Source organism: Bradyrhizobium yuanmingense (assembly GCF_029167105.1).
GTDB classification, from domain to species: Bacteria; Pseudomonadota; Alphaproteobacteria; order Rhizobiales; family Xanthobacteraceae; genus Bradyrhizobium; species Bradyrhizobium yuanmingense_A.
On the sequence record NZ_JARFML010000029.1, the window covers coordinates 39,309 to 60,118 of the forward strand.

Annotated in this window: 13 protein-coding genes; 7 read left to right on the forward strand and 6 right to left on the reverse strand. The window is 64.9% G+C overall.

The window, feature by feature from the left end; all coding sequences use genetic code 11:
* Positions 1 to 246 precede the first annotated feature (246 nt).
* The 4 genes from P0R31_RS30040 to P0R31_RS30055 all read left to right on the forward strand — a co-directional run bounded on the left by P0R31_RS30040 (position 247) and on the right by P0R31_RS30055 (position 6,904).
* Entirely contained in the window at positions 247 to 1,119 is an 873-nt protein-coding gene (locus tag P0R31_RS30040) for a helix-turn-helix domain-containing protein (RefSeq protein ID WP_275518071.1), read from the forward strand.
* A 215-nt stretch (positions 1,120 to 1,334) separates the two neighbouring features.
* Positions 1,335 to 2,627 carry a siderophore utilization protein FsrB gene (gene fsrB, locus P0R31_RS30045; RefSeq protein ID WP_275518072.1) on the forward strand — a complete coding sequence of 431 codons (1,293 nt, stop codon included), beginning with the start codon at positions 1,335 to 1,337 and terminating at the stop codon, positions 2,625 to 2,627.
* Positions 2,628 to 2,714: 87 nt separating this feature from the next.
* Entirely contained in the window at positions 2,715 to 3,542 is an 828-nt protein-coding gene (locus P0R31_RS30050; protein WP_275518074.1) for a hypothetical protein, read from the forward strand.
* Positions 3,543 to 3,748: 206 nt separating this feature from the next.
* Positions 3,749 to 6,904 carry an ATP-binding protein gene (locus tag P0R31_RS30055; RefSeq protein ID WP_275518075.1) on the forward strand — a complete coding sequence of 1,052 codons (3,156 nt, stop codon included), beginning with the start codon at positions 3,749 to 3,751 and terminating at the stop codon, positions 6,902 to 6,904.
* Positions 6,905 to 6,927: 23 nt separating this feature from the next.
* Here the strand turns inward: P0R31_RS30055 and P0R31_RS30060 are convergent, their stop codons facing one another.
* Complete coding sequence (locus P0R31_RS30060; RefSeq protein WP_275518076.1) at positions 6,928 to 10,749, reverse strand: Dyp-type peroxidase domain-containing protein; 3,822 nt, start codon at positions 10,747 to 10,749, stop codon at positions 6,928 to 6,930.
* A 713-nt stretch (positions 10,750 to 11,462) separates the two neighbouring features.
* On the opposite strand from P0R31_RS30060, the gene P0R31_RS30065 reads away from it, so the two are divergent.
* The 3 genes from P0R31_RS30065 to P0R31_RS30075 are packed head-to-tail and all read left to right on the forward strand — an operon-like array spanning position 11,463 to position 16,070.
* The gene (locus tag P0R31_RS30065) at positions 11,463 to 12,494 is read left to right on the forward strand and encodes a TRAP transporter substrate-binding protein (RefSeq protein WP_275518078.1); all 1,032 of its coding nucleotides are present in this window, start codon (positions 11,463 to 11,465) and stop codon (positions 12,492 to 12,494) included.
* A gap of 15 nt (positions 12,495 to 12,509) precedes the next feature.
* Positions 12,510 to 14,399, forward strand: a complete 1,890-nt coding sequence (locus tag P0R31_RS30070; RefSeq protein WP_275518080.1) for a TRAP transporter large permease subunit — start codon at positions 12,510 to 12,512, stop codon at positions 14,397 to 14,399.
* A 21-nt stretch (positions 14,400 to 14,420) separates the two neighbouring features.
* Positions 14,421 to 16,070, forward strand: a complete 1,650-nt coding sequence (locus P0R31_RS30075; RefSeq protein WP_275518082.1) for an acyl-CoA synthetase — start codon at positions 14,421 to 14,423, stop codon at positions 16,068 to 16,070.
* Positions 16,071 to 16,124: 54 nt separating this feature from the next.
* On the opposite strand, the gene P0R31_RS30080 is transcribed toward P0R31_RS30075, so the two are convergent.
* From P0R31_RS30080 to P0R31_RS30100, 5 genes are all read right to left on the reverse strand, one after another.
* A complete protein-coding gene (locus P0R31_RS30080) occupies positions 16,125 to 17,102 on the reverse strand; it encodes a TRAP transporter substrate-binding protein (RefSeq protein ID WP_057029200.1) in 978 nt (325 codons plus the stop codon).
* 39 nt (positions 17,103 to 17,141) lie between these two features.
* Positions 17,142 to 18,455: a TRAP transporter large permease gene (locus P0R31_RS30085; protein WP_275518084.1), complete on the reverse strand. Its 1,314-nt coding sequence runs from the start codon at positions 18,453 to 18,455 to the stop codon at positions 17,142 to 17,144.
* A gap of 2 nt (positions 18,456 to 18,457) precedes the next feature.
* Positions 18,458 to 19,051: a TRAP transporter small permease gene (locus tag P0R31_RS30090; protein ID WP_275518086.1), complete on the reverse strand. Its 594-nt coding sequence runs from the start codon at positions 19,049 to 19,051 to the stop codon at positions 18,458 to 18,460.
* A gap of 161 nt (positions 19,052 to 19,212) precedes the next feature.
* Positions 19,213 to 20,010, reverse strand: a complete 798-nt coding sequence (locus P0R31_RS30095) for an MBL fold metallo-hydrolase (RefSeq protein ID WP_275518087.1) — start codon at positions 20,008 to 20,010, stop codon at positions 19,213 to 19,215.
* A 13-nt stretch (positions 20,011 to 20,023) separates the two neighbouring features.
* The gene (locus P0R31_RS30100; RefSeq protein ID WP_275518088.1) at positions 20,024 to 20,800 is read right to left on the reverse strand and encodes a TatD family hydrolase; all 777 of its coding nucleotides are present in this window, start codon (positions 20,798 to 20,800) and stop codon (positions 20,024 to 20,026) included.
* Positions 20,801 to 20,810 lie beyond the last annotated feature (10 nt).

Genomic DNA, 20,810 nt, shown 5'->3' on the forward strand with positions numbered 1-20,810 from the left:
TCCCTCCTGTTGCACTCAAGCGATTGTTGGCATCGATGTGAGTGGTCGTTCCTCTTGGTCCCGACTTTCTCTAGGGCGGCATCATTGAGCCGGCCGCCACCGGGACTTGACCTAGCAAGCATCCCAAGCTTTGCTCGCACAATGGACAAATCCGGTGAAAGATTGGACGTTTCTGGTCTTGACCGCCAAGTGCGTCGAGGCGTCGCGGGCCCAGATCCGGCACCGGCATCCGTCCCGAGTGGGGCTGTGCCTGTGGGCGCCGAGCTGATCGCAGCGCATTACGTCGCACGGCGATGGACGCTGACCTCGAAAGCGGCCCGTCCGTTCATTCATCTGCTGTGCCTTTCCGGCGGGACCGCCGAGATCGGTCAGCCCGGCAAGACCGTGCGGACGGTCGGACCCGCGATGGTCTGGCTCCCGGCGGGATCGGCCGACTATCTGGAGGTGCCGGCCGGCACCTCCGCGCAGCTGCTGCAATTGCGTGCCGGGACATGGCATCGCTATCTCCCGCCATCGGCTGAGGCGGCCTATCTCGCGCTTGAGGGCGCGGGCGGCATTTTGGCATTGCAGGTCGAGGCCGATCTTGCGGCCACGATGGCGCGTTCCATCGCGGCGATCGCCGCCGAGATCGCCTCGCCCGCACGCAGCGGAGCAGCGTCGATCATGTCGGCGGAGCTGACGCTGTGCGTGCTGCGATTCTGGCGCCTGTTCGCAGGCGACGGCAACCGCAACGAGGAGAGCAGCAGCACCGAGATCCTGAGCCGGTTCCGCAGGCTGCTCGAGGAGCGCTATCAACAGCACCTGCGCGTCAGCGATTACGCGAGGCTGCTCGGCACCACGCCGGATCGCCTGCACGCGCTGTGCAGCCGCGAGCTGAAGCGCTCGCCGAGCGAGCTGATCCAGCAGCGCCTCGTCAGGGAAGCGGCGGCGCGGCTGGAGGCTGGAACCATCGCCGTCAAGCAGATCGCGTTCGCGCTGGGCTTCACGGACACCGCCTATTTCAGCCGCTTCTTCCGCAAGCACACCGGCGAGGCACCGGGCGTGTGGCGTCGGCGCGTTGCGGCACGCGCGAGAGCGGGACGATCGAGACCGACGCTGAATTTTGCCGATTGGCCTTGACACACCCGGCTGCGCGGACCGCCGATCACGCATGGACGCTTTGTCGCGCAGCTTATCGGCCAGTCTCGATAGATTCTAATGTCCGACCTCTCGCACTGAAATGGTCCCTGCGTTAGGCCGAAGGCCCATCGGCGAGCTGACCTGCCGCCGGTGAGTCCAATCGAAAGCGGTCCGGCAAATGAGGGGCCGGGCCCAGTGGGAATGAGATCCGAGCGATGAGAGCGACATTCGGCAAACTGCATCGCTGGGCGGGACTCCTGACGGCCGCCTTCCTGTTCTTCTCCGGCATCACCGGCGCGATCATTTCGTGGGATCACGAGCTCGACGACGTCCTGAACAGCCATCTGTTCGATGTCTCGACGAAAGGCCCGGCCATTCCCTCGCTCGAGCTCGCCAAGATGATCGAGCAGCGTGATCCGCGTGCGCGCGTCGTCTATCTCTTCATGACGCCGGAGCAGGGCCACTCGCTGTGGTTCTTCGTCATGCCGCGGATCGATCCCGCGACCGGCAAGCGTTACCCGCTCGACTACAATCAGGTCTTCCTCGATCCCAACACCGGTGCGGAGCTCGGCCGGCGCTATTGGGGCGCGGTGTGGCCCGTCACGCGCGAAAACTTCGTCTCGTTTCTGTACAAGCTGCACTACACGATGCACATCCCGGAATTCTGGGGCAGCGACCGCTGGGGCATGCGCGTGCTCGGCATCATCGCCATCATCTGGACCATCGATTGCTTCGTCGGCTTCTATCTGACGCTGCCCTCGCGCCGGCGCGCCAAGGCGGCGCGTGCGCCCGAAGTCGCGCGCCAGCTCGAGCGCGGCTTCTGGGCGCGCTGGGCACCGGCCTGGACCATCAAGACCTCGGGCAGCGCCTACCGGATCAATTTCGACATCCACCGCGCCTTCAGCCTGTGGACCTGGGGCGTGCTGTTCATCATCGCCTTCACCGCGTTTTCGCTGAACCTCTATTTCGAGGTGTTCTCGCCGCTGATGAAGATGGTCTCCAACTACACCCCGACACCCTATGAGCAGCGTCCCTATCGTGATCTCGACAATCCGATCGAGCCCAAGATGACGTTCGCCGAGATCGCCGCCCGCGCGGCCGCCGACGGCAAGGCGCGAGGCTGGACCACCCCGGTCGGCGCGCTCAGCTACGGCCCGGCCCATGGCGTCTATGCCGCCGCCTTCTTCCATCCCGGCGACGATCACGGCGCCGGCGGCGTCGGCCCGGCGCAGCTCTATTACGACAGCGAGGACGGCCGCCCCATCGGCGAGCGGCTGCCCTGGGTCGGCACCGCCGCCGACATCTTCGTGCAGGCGCAGTTTCCGCTGCATTCGGGCCGCATCGTCGGACTGTTCGGGCGCATCCTGATCTCGGTGATGGGCCTCGTGGTCGCCGCGCTCTCTGTCACTGGCGTCGTGATCTGGTGGCGCAAGCGCCGCGCCCGCGTTCGCGTGCAAGAGACGGCGGCCCTGCGGCTGAACCGGGAGCAACTGACGCCGGCAGAGTAGGGCACCTGCGTTCCGCCAACGGATGAACCTTGGCACGCGGCGTCGGCACAAAGATGGGAGATCGCTCTCCAGTCTGCCGGAATTGCAATGAGATTGCCTGCCTTGCTCTGCCTGCTCGTCCTGGCCGCGCCCGCCGGGGCGGCCGCGCCCGAGCAGCATTATCTCGACCTGCGCGACCGCTACATCGCGAAATTCTCGAACGCCAAGGAGAGCGACGAGATCTACAAGCAGCACGATGCGGCCCTGAAGGAGCTGGCCGGCGTGCTGCGCGGTCTGATCGGTCCGGTCGCGATCAAGGGACTCCCGGCCGAAGGCAAGTCGAACGTCGATACGCTGTTCAAGGACGACATCGGCTTCGGCCATCTCGACGGGCTGAGCTTCGCATCCGAAGGCGACAGGATGCAGGCCGTGGTGACCACGACCGGGCTGCTGAAGCACTGGCTGGGCGAGCATCGCGCGGACGGCATGCCGCAGGAGAGTGGCGCCGCGCTGAAATCCGACCGCTTCTATTATCACGCCATCCAGGACGCCGCCTTCGCCATCTACGCGGAGCTGCCGATCACCAAGCCGGCCAAGGCGAGCGGCGCAGCCGCTGTGCTCGGCGTGCGCGGCAATGGCGGCCTCAAGGGTCCGCCGAACGAAATCGACGTCGTCGCGATCCAGGGCGACAAGGTCTATTTCCTCGCGGCAAGGGAGGCCGTGAAGACCGCCCCGATCCCGGCCTGCGAGAAGGTCTGGAAGCAGATGATGGCAAAGCCCGTCGACAAGAAAGACCCGCGCGGCGAGATGGCCCGCGAAGACAAGGCAATGACCGCCTTCACGGCGTGCTTCGCCAAGGAAGCCCCGAGCCAGAGCTGGTATGCGGCCGCCGTCAAGAAGGCGCAGAGCCAGCTGGAGCGGCTGCCGCTTCCCTAGGACTGCCAGCTCGATATCCTCCGGCTTTGATCCACCGCCTCGGCCTGCGCAGGCGAGGCGGCGCCGCGCCCTCCGGCAAACGGAAGACATTAGGTTTTTGAATAGGTTAGGCCGATGCCGTCGCCCTGATCGCCATCTTCGGCGGATGCAATTCCCGCGAGCTTCCCCTTGCGGATCGGGCGAGTTACTATGGCCTTTTGTGATACTTGCTGCATCCGGTCCGGCACCCGCTGGGAGGCCGTTCTTGCGGTTCGTCAACGAGTTGGCTGCGATTGACGATGATTACGCAGACCCGTGACCCCAAAGGCGAACGTCATCGATTGACGGTGCTGTTCTCCGACCTTGTCGGATCAACGGCCCTCGGCCGGGATGTCGAGTCCGAGCACCTTTCCGAACTCCTCAGCCAGCTGCGGCAGATCTGGCATCGCGCGGTGGCGAAGCACGGTGGTCGCATCATCCGCACGCAAGGAGACGGTGCGCTCGCCATTTTCGGCTACCCCCAATCCGGCGAAGACGATGGTCGTCGTGCCGCGGAAGCAGCACTCGACATTCACGAATGGGTCGGAGAGCTGCGCCACCACGGCGTGTCGCCGGCGCTGATGCCGCTTCGAATGCATTCGGGTATTCATGCCGGCACCGTGCTCCTGACCCAAGGCGACATCGAGTCCGGCCGGTATGACCTGATCGGCGATGTCGTGAACACCGCAGCGCATCTGTCGCACCACGCCGGGCCGGATCAGATCCTGGCCAGCCTCGATGCCCTTGGGCCGCATGCCAACTTCTTCGAGCTCGCCGCCCACCTCCCAGTGGCTTCCGGAATGCCGCTGGCGAGGCTGGTGTTGGGTCGAAGCACGGCGACCCGGCGCTTCGAGGCAACCTCGCGCCGCGGCCTGACGCCCTTCATCGGCCGCAACGAGATATTCGGCTTCCTGACACGCTTTCTGAGCGAAGCACCTGCGCAGGCGCAACGCTGCGCGGTGGTCGTCGGTGGACCCGGACTCGGCAAGACACGCCTTCTCGAAGAAGTGCTGGGGCACGTCGGCACCCAGCGCATCAGGCTGCTGCGAGGCAGTTGCGAGAGTTACGTTGGTGCCGAGGTCCTGCAACCATTCCTGCAGATGCTGCGCGCTGCACTGGGAATTCGAGCGGACGCCTCCCTCGTCGAGGCGAAGGAGACGGCGCGCGCGGCTCTGGAGCCATGGGCGGCCCAGCTCGGTCCGAATGCAGAATCGATCCTCGCACTGGCGTCGGCCGATGCGCGCGGCGGCCGCATCACCGTCGATGGCGTCGTCGGCGATCTGCTCGGGTTCTTTACCGGACTGTCGGCACATGGCCCGCTGGTGCTGGTGATCGACGACTGGCAATGGTCCGATGACGCGAGCCGCCAATTGCTGCAGGCTTTGCTGGAATTGCCCAACGGACCTCGCGTCATCCTCGCCAGCCGGCCGCGCGAGGACGGAACCGAATGGATTTCCGGCGCGCCGCACCTGTTTCTCGAACCGTTTCAAGGGCCGGAAACCGACTTTGCCGTACGACGCTGGGTCCCGCAGGCCGATCCCTTCCTGGTAGCCCGCATCCATGCCTATGCGGGCGGGGTGCCGTTGTTCATCGAAGAGCTCTGCCATTCCATCGCCGCCAACGATCCTGCCTCGTTCGAAGCGCGCAGCAAACAGGGCTGGATCGCAACCCTGGTCGCCTCGCGCCTGGCGCGCCTGCCGCCGGACGAGGCGAAGGTGGTGCGCGCCGCGGCCGTCATTGGCAATACCGTCCCGCATGGCTTGCTGGCTTCGGCCTGCGGCAGCGAGCCCGACCCGGCCATCGTGCGGGCATTGGCCGATGCGGACTTTCTCTATGCCGATCCTGCGGGCGGCGTCCTTCGCTTCAAGCACGGCATCACCCGCGATGCGGTCTACGACACCATTGGGCTGCACGAGCGTCAAGCATTGCACAAGCGGATCGAAGCCACCTTGCTGGCGCGGTCCGAGCAGGCCGATCGCGAGGATGCGATGGAAGCTCTGGCCTATCATTCGCGAGGCGCAGGTCATTGGGAAAGCGCAGCCCATTATGCCGAACGCGCCGGCGACAAGGCCATGGCTGCATTCGCGCTCGATCGTGCAAGTGCGCAATACCAGGTTGCGATGCAAGCGCTCGATCGCGTGCCCGATCGCTCGCGCGAGCAATCGCTGCGCTGGTGCCTGCTGGCCAACAAGCTGGGTATGGCCAATATCTTCGACCCGCTGTCGCTGACCGACGACACCACTGTGTTCGAACGCGCGGTTGCGATCGCGTCCTCCCTCGGCGAGACCGCCGCGATGGCCAGCGCCTATGAATGGCTCGGCTGGATGTGCTACGGGTTCGGTCGCTTCCGGGAGGCCGTGACCCACACGCGGACGGCACTGGAATTGGCGCGCAAGCTCGAAGATCGTCGCCTGATCGCTCAGATCGAAGCGACGCTCGGTCAGATTCTTGCTGCAAGCTGTCAGTACGACGAAGCCATCGCCCTGATCGACGCCGCCATTTCGACCAAGCAGCAACGCAGCCGGCGGCATGGTGCGATATCCTTCGGAGCCGCCTATGCGCTATCGTGCAAGGGCGGTGTCCTTGCGGATCGCGGCGATTTCGAGGACGCCCACGCCTGTTTCGGCGAAGCCATGGCTCTGGTCGGAGGCTCGACCCATCCGGTCGTCAATTCCGTGCGCAACTGGATTGCGGTCGCGCTGATCTGGCAGGGCCGCTGGCAGGAGGCGGAGCAGCTTGCCGTGGAAGGGGCGCGCATCGCCGAGAACACGCGTAGCCTGCTGCTTCTGGCGGATTGCCGGGCCGCCTCGGGATTTGCCCGCTGGTCGGCAACCGGCGACGCCGAGGGCCTGCTGCAGTTGCGCAACGCCGCCGAATGGATGGAGCGGCGCAACTTTCAATTCTACACGTCAGTTCAATATAGCTGGCTCGTCGAGGCGGCGACCGCCGAAGGCGATGTCGAGACGGCGCGGCGGTATGCCGCCCATGTCCTGCGGCGCGCGCGCGAAAGCGAGCGACTGGGCGAAGCGGCGGCGTGCCGCGCGCTGGCGAAGCTCGCAGCTCTGCGCCAGGATCTTCGCCTCAGCGAGCGCTGGTTGGGCCGGGCCGAAACCTCCACAGGGTGGCGCGGGTCGCTGCGCGATGCGGCCCTGAATCTTTCCCTGCGGGGCGAGCTCCTCGCAGGGCAGGGCCGGGGCGAGGCGGCTCGCCAGACCATGATGGAAGCCGCGGAGAAACTGCGCGCGCTCGGCATGCACTGGCATGCGGAGCAGACGATCAGGCGCGTCGCCGGCATACCCGTCATCCACGCCAACGATCAGCTCGCTCGGCATTGTGCCGTCTGATCGCTGCGCACCTGCCCACGGCTCTAGGGTGGCGGTGGGCTCGGCGCCGGGACTCTTCCGTCCATCGTCAGGCTCATTGGAATGGGGCCGGTCCGCAAGGGTAGCTCCGTCTCCACCAGTGCGCTGAAGAAACCCAGCATCACCGCCAGGGCCGGGTCTGCTCCGGGACATGAATGCGTGGGATGCCCCGCGACCCTGCGGTTGCCGCCGAAGGCGTGGTAGATGTCCTGGCGACCTTCGGCGAGACTTTGCTGGGTGGCGGAGACCGCGCCGGCGACGATGACGTCTCCGGGCCTCACGTCGACACCTCCGATGGTCTGCGAAACGACGGCTGTCCGCCAGATCAGTTCGGGCACCGCGCGAAGTTGCATCGCGGGGATGAAGTCGTCCCTCAGCCGGTTGAGGGCATCCATGTAGTTCTTTGCCTTCGTGCCGACATAGCGAGCGCGCAACGCCCATAGCGTTCCTTCGCGCAGCCATTCGTTCAAGATCCGTCGCAAATTGCCGTCGACGGTCGGAATGAATCCCATCATGGCGCCGGCGACCGTGCGTGCCACGAACGGAATGTCGCCGGTGCCCCGCGGCGAGTTGTAAACCGCCTTCGTCACCGGCCCGTTCGTCGGCCCGAACTGCGTCAGGAAACTTTCCATGGCACGGCGCGCAGCGTCGCCATGTGCCGCGCCGATCGCCTCCACCGTCCGGTTCGGATGCGGTTGGAAGATGTAGCGCGACGGGGACAGGAAATGGCCGGGATAACCGGGCGCCTCGCCTGGTTTCCAATCCCAGCGATAGCCGACGCGGCGGAAATGACCTCCTTCTTCGCTCAACCCGAACCATGCTTCGCAGAAGGCGGCGAGCAGCGGATCCACCAATTCGTGCACATCGACGGTCAATTCCCAGCTCGCTTCGCCGTCGCTTACGGCAAAGTCGATCGTCTGCTTGACCATGAAGCCTAGAACTTTCTGCGTAACCGCGCGCGCCAGCTCGAATGCGGCGGGCTGGTCGAGGGCCATGATCGCGGCGTTGCAGGCCTCGGATTCCTGTTCGTAGACCTGGTCCGGCTGTCCGGCGTCGCGGCCGAGATAGAGGATGCCGAACGACCGCAGCATGCGGGGAAGATAGCCGGTGATGGTCAGCTTGGTGTCGGAATCGGCGAACACCTTGTAGACCATGTCGCGGTCGGCCACCAAGACCCCGAAGGGCGTGCGGAGCGCGCCGCCGTGCCGCTCGCGGATCGCAGCCCAGATCGAGGCGTTGACGAAATGCGAGGCTGAATCCGGATCTTCGAGCGCTGTCTTCCACGCGGCCATCGCCGCGGCTTCGCCCTGCTGGCGCTCGATCAGGCGCAGACGCGCGATCTCCTTTTCCCCCTGGTCCGCGGACCACGTCACCGCCGGTTTATACCCTTGGCTCGCCGCCCATTGCTGCAGATCGGCAAGCGCCTTCTTCGACGGCGCAAAGAAATATGCTCCCCATTCCAGACGAACGAACGGACGGGGTTCGTCGTGGAGCCGGTCCGAGCCGTCCAGCGCCACGCGAATGGTCTGGCCTCCATGCTCGAAACGGAAATGCCGGAGCCGGCCAGGCTCGGCGACGCCGAGGAAAGGATCGCTGACCCCCGAGGACGCACCCGAGCTGTTGCCGCCAGCGAGCCAGCTCTGCACCACCTCGAACTGCTCGCCGAGGCTGGCATTGTAGGCCATGAAAACCAGGCCGCGCTCTGGTTGCGGTGCGGATTTGGCGGCTTGCGGGTCAACGGGCGGACCGTAGGACATGCCGCGCCTGACGATCCGTGGGGGCCGTGCGCCTGCGTCGGCCTTGGTGATCGAGACGCGCGGATTGGCGCGCCGAATATGCGCGTGGAACGGGCACGATTGGCCCTGTGGATCGGGGTCGTAATTGAAGTCGTTGCTCTGCGCGCCGGGCGGCGGAGTTGGGGTGAGAGGCTGGCCGGCCTGGGGATGGCCGGTCGGCCAGCGTCCCATCATCTTGGCCATCAGCGTCTCGCGCGTCAGGGCAGGTGTGTCCGGTCGGGCCGTCTCGGCTGCCTGTCGCGTCGCGTGGGCGAGGACTTCCTCGAGCTGCTCGACGTCCTGTCGCAACTTACGCAGTGCCATGAAGCTGCCGTCGCGGAGCATTGCATGAGCACGGTTGGTCGCGTCGCCGAACGGCGCCGTCTCGTCGGCGAGGTTCGGGTAGCCGCACAGGATCTCGCCGAGATGCACCTGATTGGAATAGTCTCTGCCGGCCTGGGACTCACGCAACACCGGGTCTGAACCGCCGTCGGCGAACCCGAAATGGTCCTGCATGTCGCCGGATCTCTTGTCGCGCTGTCGCTGCATCCACTGGATCGAAAGGGGCCTGATACCTGCATCGACCTCGACCAGGCGGGTCATCTCGTCCATCAACGCGTCTCTCGCATCAGCCGTCGTCTGCGGCGCATCCTTGGACAGCAACAGTCGGAGCTGGAGGACGGCATGGACCGAGCTCATGCTGATGCGCGGCGCCGGGTCGCCTGCGGGCAGGTCCGGCGCGTTGACCCCGAGCGCCCAATTGCTGGCCGGAAGGCGCCATCGGTTCGGATGATTCCAACGCACGTCGCCGAGCAGGCCGGCGCGTCTTTCCATGCCCTGCACGAACTCTTCCGGCAGAGTGCGGACCTCTTCGTCGGACAGGCCGGCCTGACGAAGTCCCTCGACCGTAAATGCGATGTTGGCGACGATCTGCCCCGGCGTCAGAACGTCGGCTTCGGAAGTCACCTGCAGGACGTCGAGAAACGCGGCCAGTGCGGCCGGATTGGCGAACTGCAGCAGCAGCAGGCAGCCGTGATCTGAATTGTAGGGATTCAGAATCCCCCCTTGCACGTTGCCGGTATCCTGCAACGGCGGTTCGGCCGGCGGGGCGAGGGGAAGGTTGCGCCGGACCGGCGCCACATCGGGTGGGGTCATCAACCAGCGCAGTGCCTCTTCATAGCGCCGGCGCGCGCGCTGGACGCCTGCCGCGTAGGCGGGGTGGTTGATCATGGTCACGAATTCCGGCAGCAGCTCGTGGCCGGCCCGATGCAGAATCACCCCGTCATGCGTGCCCGGCGGATAGAAGTCGGCCAGACGGTAGAGTCCCGCCAGTGCGCGGATGCCGTGCCGAAACGGAGGCCGGGCGGCAGCTTCGATGCTGAGCGGCTTGCTGAAGCCGGCATTGGTCGGATCGACGCCGATCTGGCCGTCGACCTCGAATATCGAGCGTCGCGCTATGTCTTCCGGCGACGGAATCCTGATCCGCGTGACGATCTGGTCGGCGCCGGCGCCCGAGGCGCGCCGATAGACCCGCTCCTCCATCCGCAGGAAACGCGTGTCATCCACGGTCAGGTCTGGGGTGGCATAGAGGAAATAGGCTTCGGTCTGCCTGCTCTTGAGCCAGATACCCCAATCTTCGTACGTGTTCTCGTGTCCGAGCACGTAGCCTTCGGTGTTGCAGAAGATGAGGTCGAGCAGCCGGGCGGCCTTCTGCCAGATGACGCGGACATAGGCTTCCCAGGACCCGTCGAACGTCGCGGTCAGCAGCACATAATCCAAGCCGTCAACGGATTCGTCCTCGGGTTCGAGCACGGCGATGCCCACCGAGTGGATCCGCCCGACGCGGTCAACGGAATCGGTCAGCACGCGGGCGAGCTCGTATTCATACGCGTTGGCGCGTCCGCCATTCAGCGCCCGCAACACGTATTTGACGCGGGTCTTGTACGTGGTCGCATCCAGGGACGGCACGAACCCCTTCTTGATCGGAGCCATCACCCTGAAATCGGACGTGCCGGCCATGCTGCCGGTCTTGATGGTCAAATCACGACGCATGTCTCTGGCTCCCCGGGGTGCACGCAGGCTCGAGGCGACTTCGCGCCAGGACCAGCCGGCACCCAAAACGTGTTTCGTTATGCAACGCGATCAAGAAAAGTGGGTCGGTTCAGGCATGCGATCTATGATCCATGCGTTCGCGCGCGCGAGCCCCGCAGCGGCAAGCCTCGAAGCCCATCGCGAACCAATTCTGCGGCTCCCGCGCGTTCAATTGTATGAACTGGCCCACACTCCGCGAACTTTCCGTTGCGTTACGCGGTCGGAAAGTTCGCCGGAGCAATGCAGTCAGGTCGCGCTGAGAGCGAGGAAGGTTTGAACCCGGGAGGAGGCCGCAATCGGCTGGCGCGCGTGCCGGCACAGGCAGTGCAGGTCAACGCTCCCATGCCACATCCATGATTCGCATAAGGTATATTATGGAATATATTTATCTACAATGAGATCAGTTATTTAGGCCGAATTGCTGCCATCTCACCTTCGCCAAAGCTTGTATTTCCGTCTGCGCGTCGGTCGCCGTCTTAGCCCTTGACGGCTACTGTGCATGGGGTTGTTTTTCAGATTTTGAATCGGGTCTCGTGTGCCAAAGCCGATGTTGCCGCCGACTTGTCCGGCTGCAATAAGCGAGGCATCCGCGAGATCGCAGATGACCTTAAGGCCGACCGTCCGTATAGGTTTGCATCTCAGAACAACAACAAACCTTCCGAGGAAGCAGACCCATGGTCCTTTCCACGCGCTTTTCCCGACGCACGCTTCTCAAGGCCTCCGCCGCGACCGCGGTCCTAGGCGGCCTCGGTGCGCCCCATGTGGCCCGGGCCCAGAGCGCCGAGTTCACCTACAAGTACGCCAATAACCTGCCCGACACCCATCCGCTCAACGTCCGCGCCAAGGAGATGGCGGCGGCGATCAAGACCGAGACAGGCGGCAAGTTCGACCTGCAAATCTTCCCGAACAACCAGCTCGGCTCCGACACCGACATGCTGAGCCAGATCCGCTCCGGCGGCGTCGAGTTCTTCACGCTGTCCGGCCTGATCCTGTCGACCCTGGTGCCGGCGGCGTCCATCAACGGTATCGGCTTCGCGTTCCCGGACTACGACACGGTCTGGAAGGCCATGGACGGCGATCTCGGCGCCCATGTCCGCGGCGAGATCAAGAAGGCCGGCCTCGAGGTCATGGACAAGATCTGGGACAACGGCTTCCGCCAGACCACGTCGTCCACCAGGCCGATCGCCGGGCCTGACGACCTCAAGGCCTTCAAGATCCGCGTGCCGGTGTCGCCGCTGTGGACCTCGATGTTCAAGGCGTTCGATGCCGCGCCCGCCTCGATCAATTTCAGCGAGGTCTATTCCGCGCTACAGACCAAGATCGTCGAGGGCCAGGAGAACCCGCTGGCCATCATCTCGACCGGCAAGCTCTACGAGGTGCAGAAGTACTGCTCGCTGACCAACCACATGTGGGACGGCTTCTGGTTCCTGGCCAACCGCAGAGCCTGGGAAAAGCTGCCGCAGGACGTCCGCACCGTCGTCGCCAGGAACATCAATGCCGCCGCCGTCAAGGAGCGTGAGGATACCGCCAAGCTGAATGCCAACCTGCAGCAGGAGCTCGCGGGCAAGGGCCTGATCTTCAACCAGCCGGCCGTCGCGCCGTTCCGCGACAAGCTGCGCTCCGCCGGCTTCTATGCTGAATGGAAGGGCAAATATGGCGATCAGGCCTGGGAGCTTCTGGAGAAGGCCGTCGGCAAGCTGTCCTAGCGCGTTGGGGCCAGCATGGCTCATGTCGAGATCGAGGTGACCGAAGCGGTGGGCGAGGCGACGTTGCAGTCCCCTCGCCGACCTTCGCTGCTGGCCTCAGTCGAGCGCGTGCTCGGCCTCGTCGTCGAAATCCCCACGGCGATCCTGGTGGTCGCCGAGATCGTGATCCTGTTTGCCGGCGTGGTCGCACGCTATGGCCTGCACCGGCCGCTGATCTGGTCGGACGAACTCGCCTCGATCCTGTTCCTGTGGCTCGCCATGTTGGGCGCGGCGGTTGCGTTCCGCCGCTCCGAGCACATGCGCATGACGGCGGTCGTCGCCAGCGCCAGGCCGGCGATGCGGGCCTATCTCGATCTGGTCGCGACCTCCGCGGCCCTGGCGTTCCTGATTCTGATTGTGTGGCCGGCCTGCGACTACGCCTATGAAGAAAGCTACATCACGACGCCGGCGCTCCAGATCTCCAATATGTGGCGCGCCGCTGCGCTGCCGGTCGGCATCGGCCTGATGGCGGCCTTTGCCCTGCTGCGGCTCGTGCGCGCCGCCGACCATCGAATGGTTGCGGCCGCCGTGCTGTCGGTTGCGGTCGTGATCGGCCTGTTCTGGCTGGCCGAGCCATTGCTGCGGCCGCTCGGCAATCTCAACCTCATCATCTTCTTCGTCGGCGTCGCCGGCTTCTGCGTGTTTGCCGGGGTTCCCATTGCGTTCGGTTTTGGTCTTGCGATCTACGGCTATCTCGCGCTGACCACGCGCACGCCGGTCATGGTGCTGGTCGGGCGCATGGACGAGGGCATGAGCCACCTCATCCTGCTCTCGGTGCCGCTCTTCGTGTTCTTAGGCCTGCTGATCGAGATGACCGGCATGGCGCGGGCCATGGTGGCGTTCCTGGCAAGCCTGCTTGGCCACATCAGGGGCGGCCTGCATTACGTGCTGGTCGGCGCCATGTACCTGGTCTCGGGCATCTCTGGCGCCAAGGCAGCCGACATGGCGGCAGTCGCGCCCGTGCTGTTTCCCGAGATGAAAGAGCGCGGCGCCAAGCCCGGCGATCTCGTCGCGCTGCTTGCGGCCACCGGCGCCCAGACCGAGACCATCCCGCCGAGCCTCGTGCTGATCACGATCGGCTCGGTCACGGGCGTCTCGATCGCCGCCCTCTTCACCGGCGGCTTACTACCCGGCGTCGTGCTCGCGATCACGCTCTGCATGCTGGTGTGGTGGCGCTACCGCCACGAGGATATGGGCCACGTCCGCCGCGCGACGGCATCCGAAATCGGCAAGACCTTCGTCGTCGCCCTGCCCGCGCTCGCGCTGCCCTTCGTGATCCGCTACGCCGTGGTCGAGGGCATCGCGACCGCCACCGAAGTCTCCACCATCGGCATCGTCTATGGCGCCCTCGTCGGCCTCCTGATCTACCGCCGCTTCGACTGGCGGCGGCTGTTTCCGATGCTGGTCGAGACCGCCGCGCTATCGGGGGCGATCCTCCTGATCATCGGCACGGCGACCGGCATGGCCTGGGGCCTGACCCAATCCGGCTTCTCGCGCTCGCTGGCGGCGGCCATGACGGGATTGCCGGGCGGGGCTGCGACCTTCATCGCCGTGTCGATCCTGGCCTTCACCATCCTCGGCAGCGTGCTGGAGGGCATCCCGGCGATCGTGCTGTTCGGACCGCTGCTGTTTCCGATCGCCCGCGCCGTCGGGGTGCACGAGGTGCACTACGCCATGGTGATCATTCTCGCCATGGGTATCGGGCTATTCGCCCCGCCCTTCGGCGTCGGCTATTATGCCGCCTGCGCCATCGGACGCGTCGATCCGGCCGAAGGCATCAGGCCGATCTGGGGCTATCTGCTGGCGCTGCTGGTGGGATTGATCATCGTCGCGATCTTCCCCTGGATCTCGATCGGATTTCTTTGATGCGGTTTAAGGAGGGTGTCGATGAGTGAGCGACAGAATCCGTACAATATCGGCCTCGACAAGACGCAAGCCAATTATGTGCCGCTGAGCCCGCTGAGCTTCCTCGCGCGTAGCGCGGCGGTCTATCCCGATCACGTCAGCACGGTCTATGAAGGCCGCAGCTTCACCTGGGTGCAGACCTATGAGCGCTGCCGGCGGTTTGCCTCCTGGCTTTCGAGCAAGGGCATCGGCGTCGGCGACACCGTCGCGGCGATGCTGCCCAACATTCCCGCGATGAACGAGGCGCACTTCGCGGTGCCCATGACCGGCGCCGTGCTCAACGCGCTCAACATCCGTCTCGATGCGCCTTCGATCGCGTTCCAGCTCGATCATGGCGGCGCGAAAATCATCCTGGTCGATCCAGAGTTTTCAGGCGTCATCACTGCGGCCCTGGCGCAGATGACCGGCCCCAAGCCGCTGGTGGTCGACGTCGACGACGCATCGTTCAAGGGCGGCAAGCGCATCGGCGAGATCGAGTACGAGGCGGCCGTCGCCCAGGGCGATCCAGGCTTCGCGCCGATCACGCCGGGCGATGAATGGGACGCGATTGCGCTGAGCTACACCTCGGGCACGACGGGCAATCCCAAGGGCGTCGTCACCCATCATCGCGGCGCCTATCTGAACGCCGTCAGCAACATCCTCGCCGGCAATCTCGGCCAGCATCCGGTCTATCTCTGGACGCTGCCGATGTTCCACTGCAACGGCTGGTGCTTTCCCTGGACCATTGCGGCGGCCGCCGGCATCAATGTCTGCCTGCGCAAGGTCGAGCCGACCAGGATCTTCGAGCTGATCAAGCGCCACGGCGTCACCCACATGTGCGGCGCGCCGATCGTCTACAACACGCTGATCAACGCGCCCGATGCACCAAAGGGCGATGCGGCCCGCCGCGTCGTCGGCCTGATCGCGGGCGCAGCGCCGCCGGTCGCGGTGTTGGAAGGCGCCGAAAGCATCGGCATCAAGCTGACACATGTCTACGGCCTGACCGAGGTCTACGGCCCCGCTTCCGTCTGCGCCGAGCAGCCGGGCTGGGATGACCTGCCCGCCGCCGAGCGCGCCCGCATGAAGCGCCGGCAGGGCGTGCCTTACCCGCTGCAGGAAGCCGTCACCGTGATCAATCCGCAAACGATGCAGCAGGTGCCGCGCGACGGCGAGACCATCGGCGAGGTCATGTTCCGCGGCAACATCGTGATGAAGGGCTACCTGAAGAACGAGAAGGCGACGAAGGAAGCGTTCGAAAGCGGCTGGTTTCACACCGGCGATCTCGGCGTGCTCGACGAGCACGGCTACGTCATCATCAAGGACCGCTCCAAGGACATCATCATCTCCGGCGGCGAGAACATTTCCTCGGTCGAGGTCGAGGACGTCCTCTACAAGCACCCGGCCGTGCTGTTCGCGGCCGTGGTGGCAAAACCCGATCCGAAATGGGGTGAAGTGCCCTGCGCCTTCGTCGAACTGAAAGAGGGCGCCAGCGCCAGCGAGGCGGACATCATCGCCTTCTGCCGCAGCCAGATGTCCGGCTTCAAGACGCCGAAGGCGGTCGTGTTCGGGCCGATTCCGAAGACGTCCACGGGCAAGATTCAGAAATTCCTGCTGCGCAACGAGGTCGGCTCGGTGAAGGCGATCTCGGCCTGACCAGCGGCCAAAGAATCTTCCGCCCGCCCACGGCGGGCGGAAGCTCTCTCATCTTCACATCTTCTTGTAGGCGTCGAGCACCGCCTGACCGTCGGCGCCTGCCTTCTTCAGCCAGTCGGCCGTGAGCTGGTCGCCGATCTTCTGGAAGCCGGCCTTCAGTGCCGGGCTCGGCGGCTCGACGGTCATGCCTTTGGCCTTGAGCTGACCGAGGTACCAATTGGCCTTCTCTTCCCAAGCCTTCCAGCCGCGCGTCTCCGCGGTGGCGGCGGCCTTCAGGATGGCTTCCTGGGTCGGCTTGTCGAGCGCCTCGAAGGCAGCCTTATTGACGAAGGTGTAGTTCTTCGGAATCCAGGCCTGCACGTCATAGAAGTATTTGAGCGACTCCCACGCCTTCGAATCGTAGCCGGTGCCGCCCGACGACATGAAGGAGTTCACCACGCCGGTCGCCAACGCCTGTGGCAGTTCCGCAGCCTGGATCGTGACCGATTGCGCGCCGACCAGTTCGCCGATCCGCGCGGTCCCGACATTGTAGGCGCGCCACTTCAGACCCTTCATGTCCTCGATCGTGGCCAGCGGCTTGTTGACGTAGACGCCCTGCGGTGCCCACGGCACCACGAACAGCAGCTTGAGACCTTGCGCGTCGAGCTTCTTGGCGATCGCAGGCTTGGAGGCCTGATACAGCTTCGTCGCCTCGGGGAAGCTGGTCGCGAGGAACGGCACGACGTCGACGCCGAAGATCGGGTCTTCGTTCTCGTGGATCGACAGCAGCACCTCACCCATCTGCGCCTGCCCGGTCACCACGGCGCGCTTGATGTCAGGCGCCTTGAACAGCGAGGCGCCCGGATGAACCGTGATCTGGAGCTTGCCCGAGGTGGCGGCTTCGACGTCCTTGGCGAACGCGACCAGGTTTTCGGAGTGCGGATTGTCCGCAGGATACGCTGCCGGCAGATTCCATTTGCTCTGAGCCAAGGCAGGTGTCGCGGCCAGCACAACGCCGGCAATCAAGGATGCGTGGAATAAACGAGACATCATCGGACTTCTCCTCACAGTCGATCTAGAGAACGGGTACGCTCAGTCTGGGAAGGCGAGCTTCGGCAGGAACATCACGATCTGCGGATACTCCGTGATGATGAACACGGCGACCAGCAGCAACACGAAGAACGGAAACGCCGCCCGCGCAACCGTAAAGGTATCGCGGCCGCTCATGTTCTGGAGCACGAACAGGTTGAAGCCGACCGGCGGCGTGATCTGCGCCATTTCGACGTGGATGATCAGATAGACGCCGAACCAGACCAGGTCGAGGCCGGCCTGCCTGACCATGGGCAGCACGATGACGGCGGTCAGAACGATCATCGAGATTCCGTCGATCAGGCACCCCAGGATGATGTACATGATGCTCAGATACAGCGCGAGCATGCTCGGCGTGAGCTGCTGGCCCTGGACCCAGGTGGCGAGCGCGGCCGGAATGCCCGTATAGGCCATCGCCGCCGTGGTGTAGGCCGCGCCTGCCAGGATCAGCATGATCATGCAAGTCAGGCGCGTCGCGCTCATGACGCTCTCGAGGAAATTCTTGCGCGTGAGCGTGCCGCTCCACCAGGCCAGCAGCAGCGCACCGGAAACGCCCCAGGCCGCGCATTCCGTCGCCGTCGCAAAGCCGAGAACGAGCGACAGGAACACCGCCAGGATCAGCAGCAGGCAGGGCGCGAGCTTGGCGGACTCGCGCAGCTTCTGCCGGAGGGGCATCGGCGGATCGCGCGGCGGAATCTTCGTGGGGTTGAGCAGCGACCAGATGATGATGTAGCCGGAATAGAGCGCTATCACGAGCAGCCCCGGCAGGAAGCCGCCGAGGAACACTTGAAGCACGGAGACGTTCGCCGTGACAGCATAGACCACCATCGGAATCGACGGCGGGATCAGCAGGCCGAGCGTGCCCGAGCCGGCCAGCGATCCGAGGCTCAGGCCCTTGTCATAGCCGCGCTTGTCGAGTTCCGGCAGCGCGATCTTGCCGATGGTCGCGCAGGTCGCCGCCGACGAGCCCGACACCGCCGCGAAGATGCCGCAGCCGATCACGTTCACATGTGTCAGCCGTCCCGGCAGCCACTGCACCCAGGGCGACAGGCCGCGGAACATTTCCTCCGACAATTTGGTGCGGAAGAGAATCTCTCCCATCCAGATGAACAACGGCAGCGCCGCCAGCGTCCAGGATGAGCTCGCGCTCCAGGTGGTGGTCGCAAGGACGGTGCCGAGCGGCAGGCCCGTGGTGAGCGCCATCGCCACGAAGCCGACCAGCCCGAGCGAGACCGCGATCCAGACGCCGCTTCCCAGCAGCAGGATCATGACGCCGAGCAGGACGAACGACAGCTCGATCATGCCGAGATTGGCCATGGTCAGCCCCCGCCGCCCTGCGAGATGCGCTCGACAAACTCTTCCGGAGTTTCGTCGGGCGAGCCCTTCTCGTAGCTCGGACGGTTGCCTGCAATGACGTTGACCATCTCGTCGATCAGCGCGATCGAGAGGATCACGAGGCCGCCGGCGAAGCCGAGCTGGGGAATCCAGAGCGGAAGCGCGACCACGCCCTGCGCCACGTCGTTGAAGCGCCAGGAATCGTAGGTCATCTGCACAGCATGACGGGTGAAGTAGAGAATGAAGGCAGCGGCAATACCGAGCGCCACGACCTCCGCGATCTGCTTGGTCCGTCCGCGCAAACGCTCCAGCAGCAGGCCGACCCGGATCATCTCTCCGCGCTTGAAGGTGTGAGCGAGGCCGAGGAACGCCATCGCGGCCATGCACCAGGACGCAAAATCATCGCCCGCGGGAATGTTGAGCGCAAACTGACGCCCGACCGACATGATCATCATAATTGCGAAGATCGCGACCAGGAAGACGCCCGCGGCATAGCCCGCGCCGAGATAAAGGAGGTCCAGAGCGCGTCGCACCGGTCCTTGAGTCGCTACATCGTCCTCTGCCAACGCAATCCCCATCTCACACGCGGCGATTCGACCGACCGATTGCACTTGGGTAGTGCCGGTTCCGTTTTGAATATCGCCCTGCCCAGCGCCTGTCTTTCAGACGTTAGATCAACATGATGGGGCCGACGCAAGCAAGGTCTATGCCGGCTGGCCGCAGAATTTCCACCGCGGGTTTAGTGCGTCTCCAGCCGCAGCCCGTCATAGGCTGGCACCACGCCAGGGGGCAGCGACTGCCGGATGACCTCATAGTCGACGTCGGCGGTCATGTTGGTGATGACCGCGCGCTTCGGCTTGAAGCGCTCGATCCAGGACAGCGCATCGTTGATACTGAAATGGCTGACATGGCCAGTGTAGCGCAGGCCGTCGACGATCCAGAGATCGAGATTCTCCAGCGCCCCCCAGCTCTCGCGCGGGATGTCGTTGAGATCAGGCGTATAGGCCGCATCCCCGATGCGGTAACCGAGGGCGGGAATGTTGCCGTGCTGCACCAGAAAGGCGGTCAGCGTCACCGCGCCGCCCTTCCCCAGAATGGTCTGGCTTTCCCCCGCCTCGATCGAATGCCGCGTCAGGATCGGCGGATAATCGCTGCCCTCGGGCGAGATGAAGCAATAGGAGAACCGCGACAGGATGTCCTTGGCGGTCGACTGGTTGAAATAGGTCGGAATGCGCCGGCGCATGTGCATAACGACCGAGCGCAGATCATCCATGCCGTGAGTCTGGTCCGCATGCTCGTGCGTCAGGAACACCGCGTCGATGTGGTCGACATTGGTCGAGAGCAATTGTTCGCGCAGGTCCGGCGAGGTGTCGATCAGGATGCGTGTCGTGCCGTGCTCGGACGTCCGTTCGACCAGCAGCGAGCAGCGCCGGCGGCGGTTCTTGGGATTGTTGGGATCACAGGCGCCCCAGCCGAGCGCCGGGCGCGGCACGCCGGCGGAGGAGCCGCAGCCCAGGATCGTCAGCGTCAGCGTCATGTGGCTCCCAGTCTCAAGCCTTCACCTTCGAGAACAGGCGGAAGAAGTTTTCGCTGGTCTGACGCGAGATCTCGTCAAGCGACACGCCGCGCGTCTCGGCGAGCACTTTTGCGACCTCGACCACGTAGGCCGGCTCGTTGCGCTTGCCCCGAAACCTGCCGGGCGCAAGATAGGGCGAGTCTGTTTCGACCAGAATACGGTCGGGCGGCAGTTCGGCTGCGATCGCGCGTAAGGCCTCCGATTTCTTGAAGGTCAGGATTCCCGTGAAGCCGATAGAGAGCCCGAGCGACACCGCCTTCAGTGCCAGCTCGCGCCCGCCCGTGTAACAATGGAGCACGGCGCGAAACGATCCCTTTGCGGCCTCCTCTTCCAGGATGCGCGCGCAATCCTCGTCGGCCTCGCGGGTATGGATCACCAGCGGCAGGCCGGTGGCGCGGGCGGCGGCGATGTGGGCGCGAAAGCCCCTCGCCTGCGCCTCCGGCGAGCCGTTGTCGTAGAAATAATCGAGCCCGGCCTCGCCGAGCGCGACGACCTTGGGATGCTGGGTCAGCGCAATCAGCTCATCCGGCGCGATGCCGTCCTCCTCGTCCGCATGATGCGGATGGGTGCCGACCGAGCAATAGACGTCGTCATAGCGCTCCGCGATGGCGAGCAGGTCCTGCAGCCGCCGGACCCGCGTCGAGATCGTGACCATGCGGGCGATGCCGGCGGCTCGCGCCCGCGACACGATCCCGTCGAGATCTTCCGCAAAGTCCGGAAAATCCAGATGGCAATGACTGTCGACCAGCATCGTGCGAACG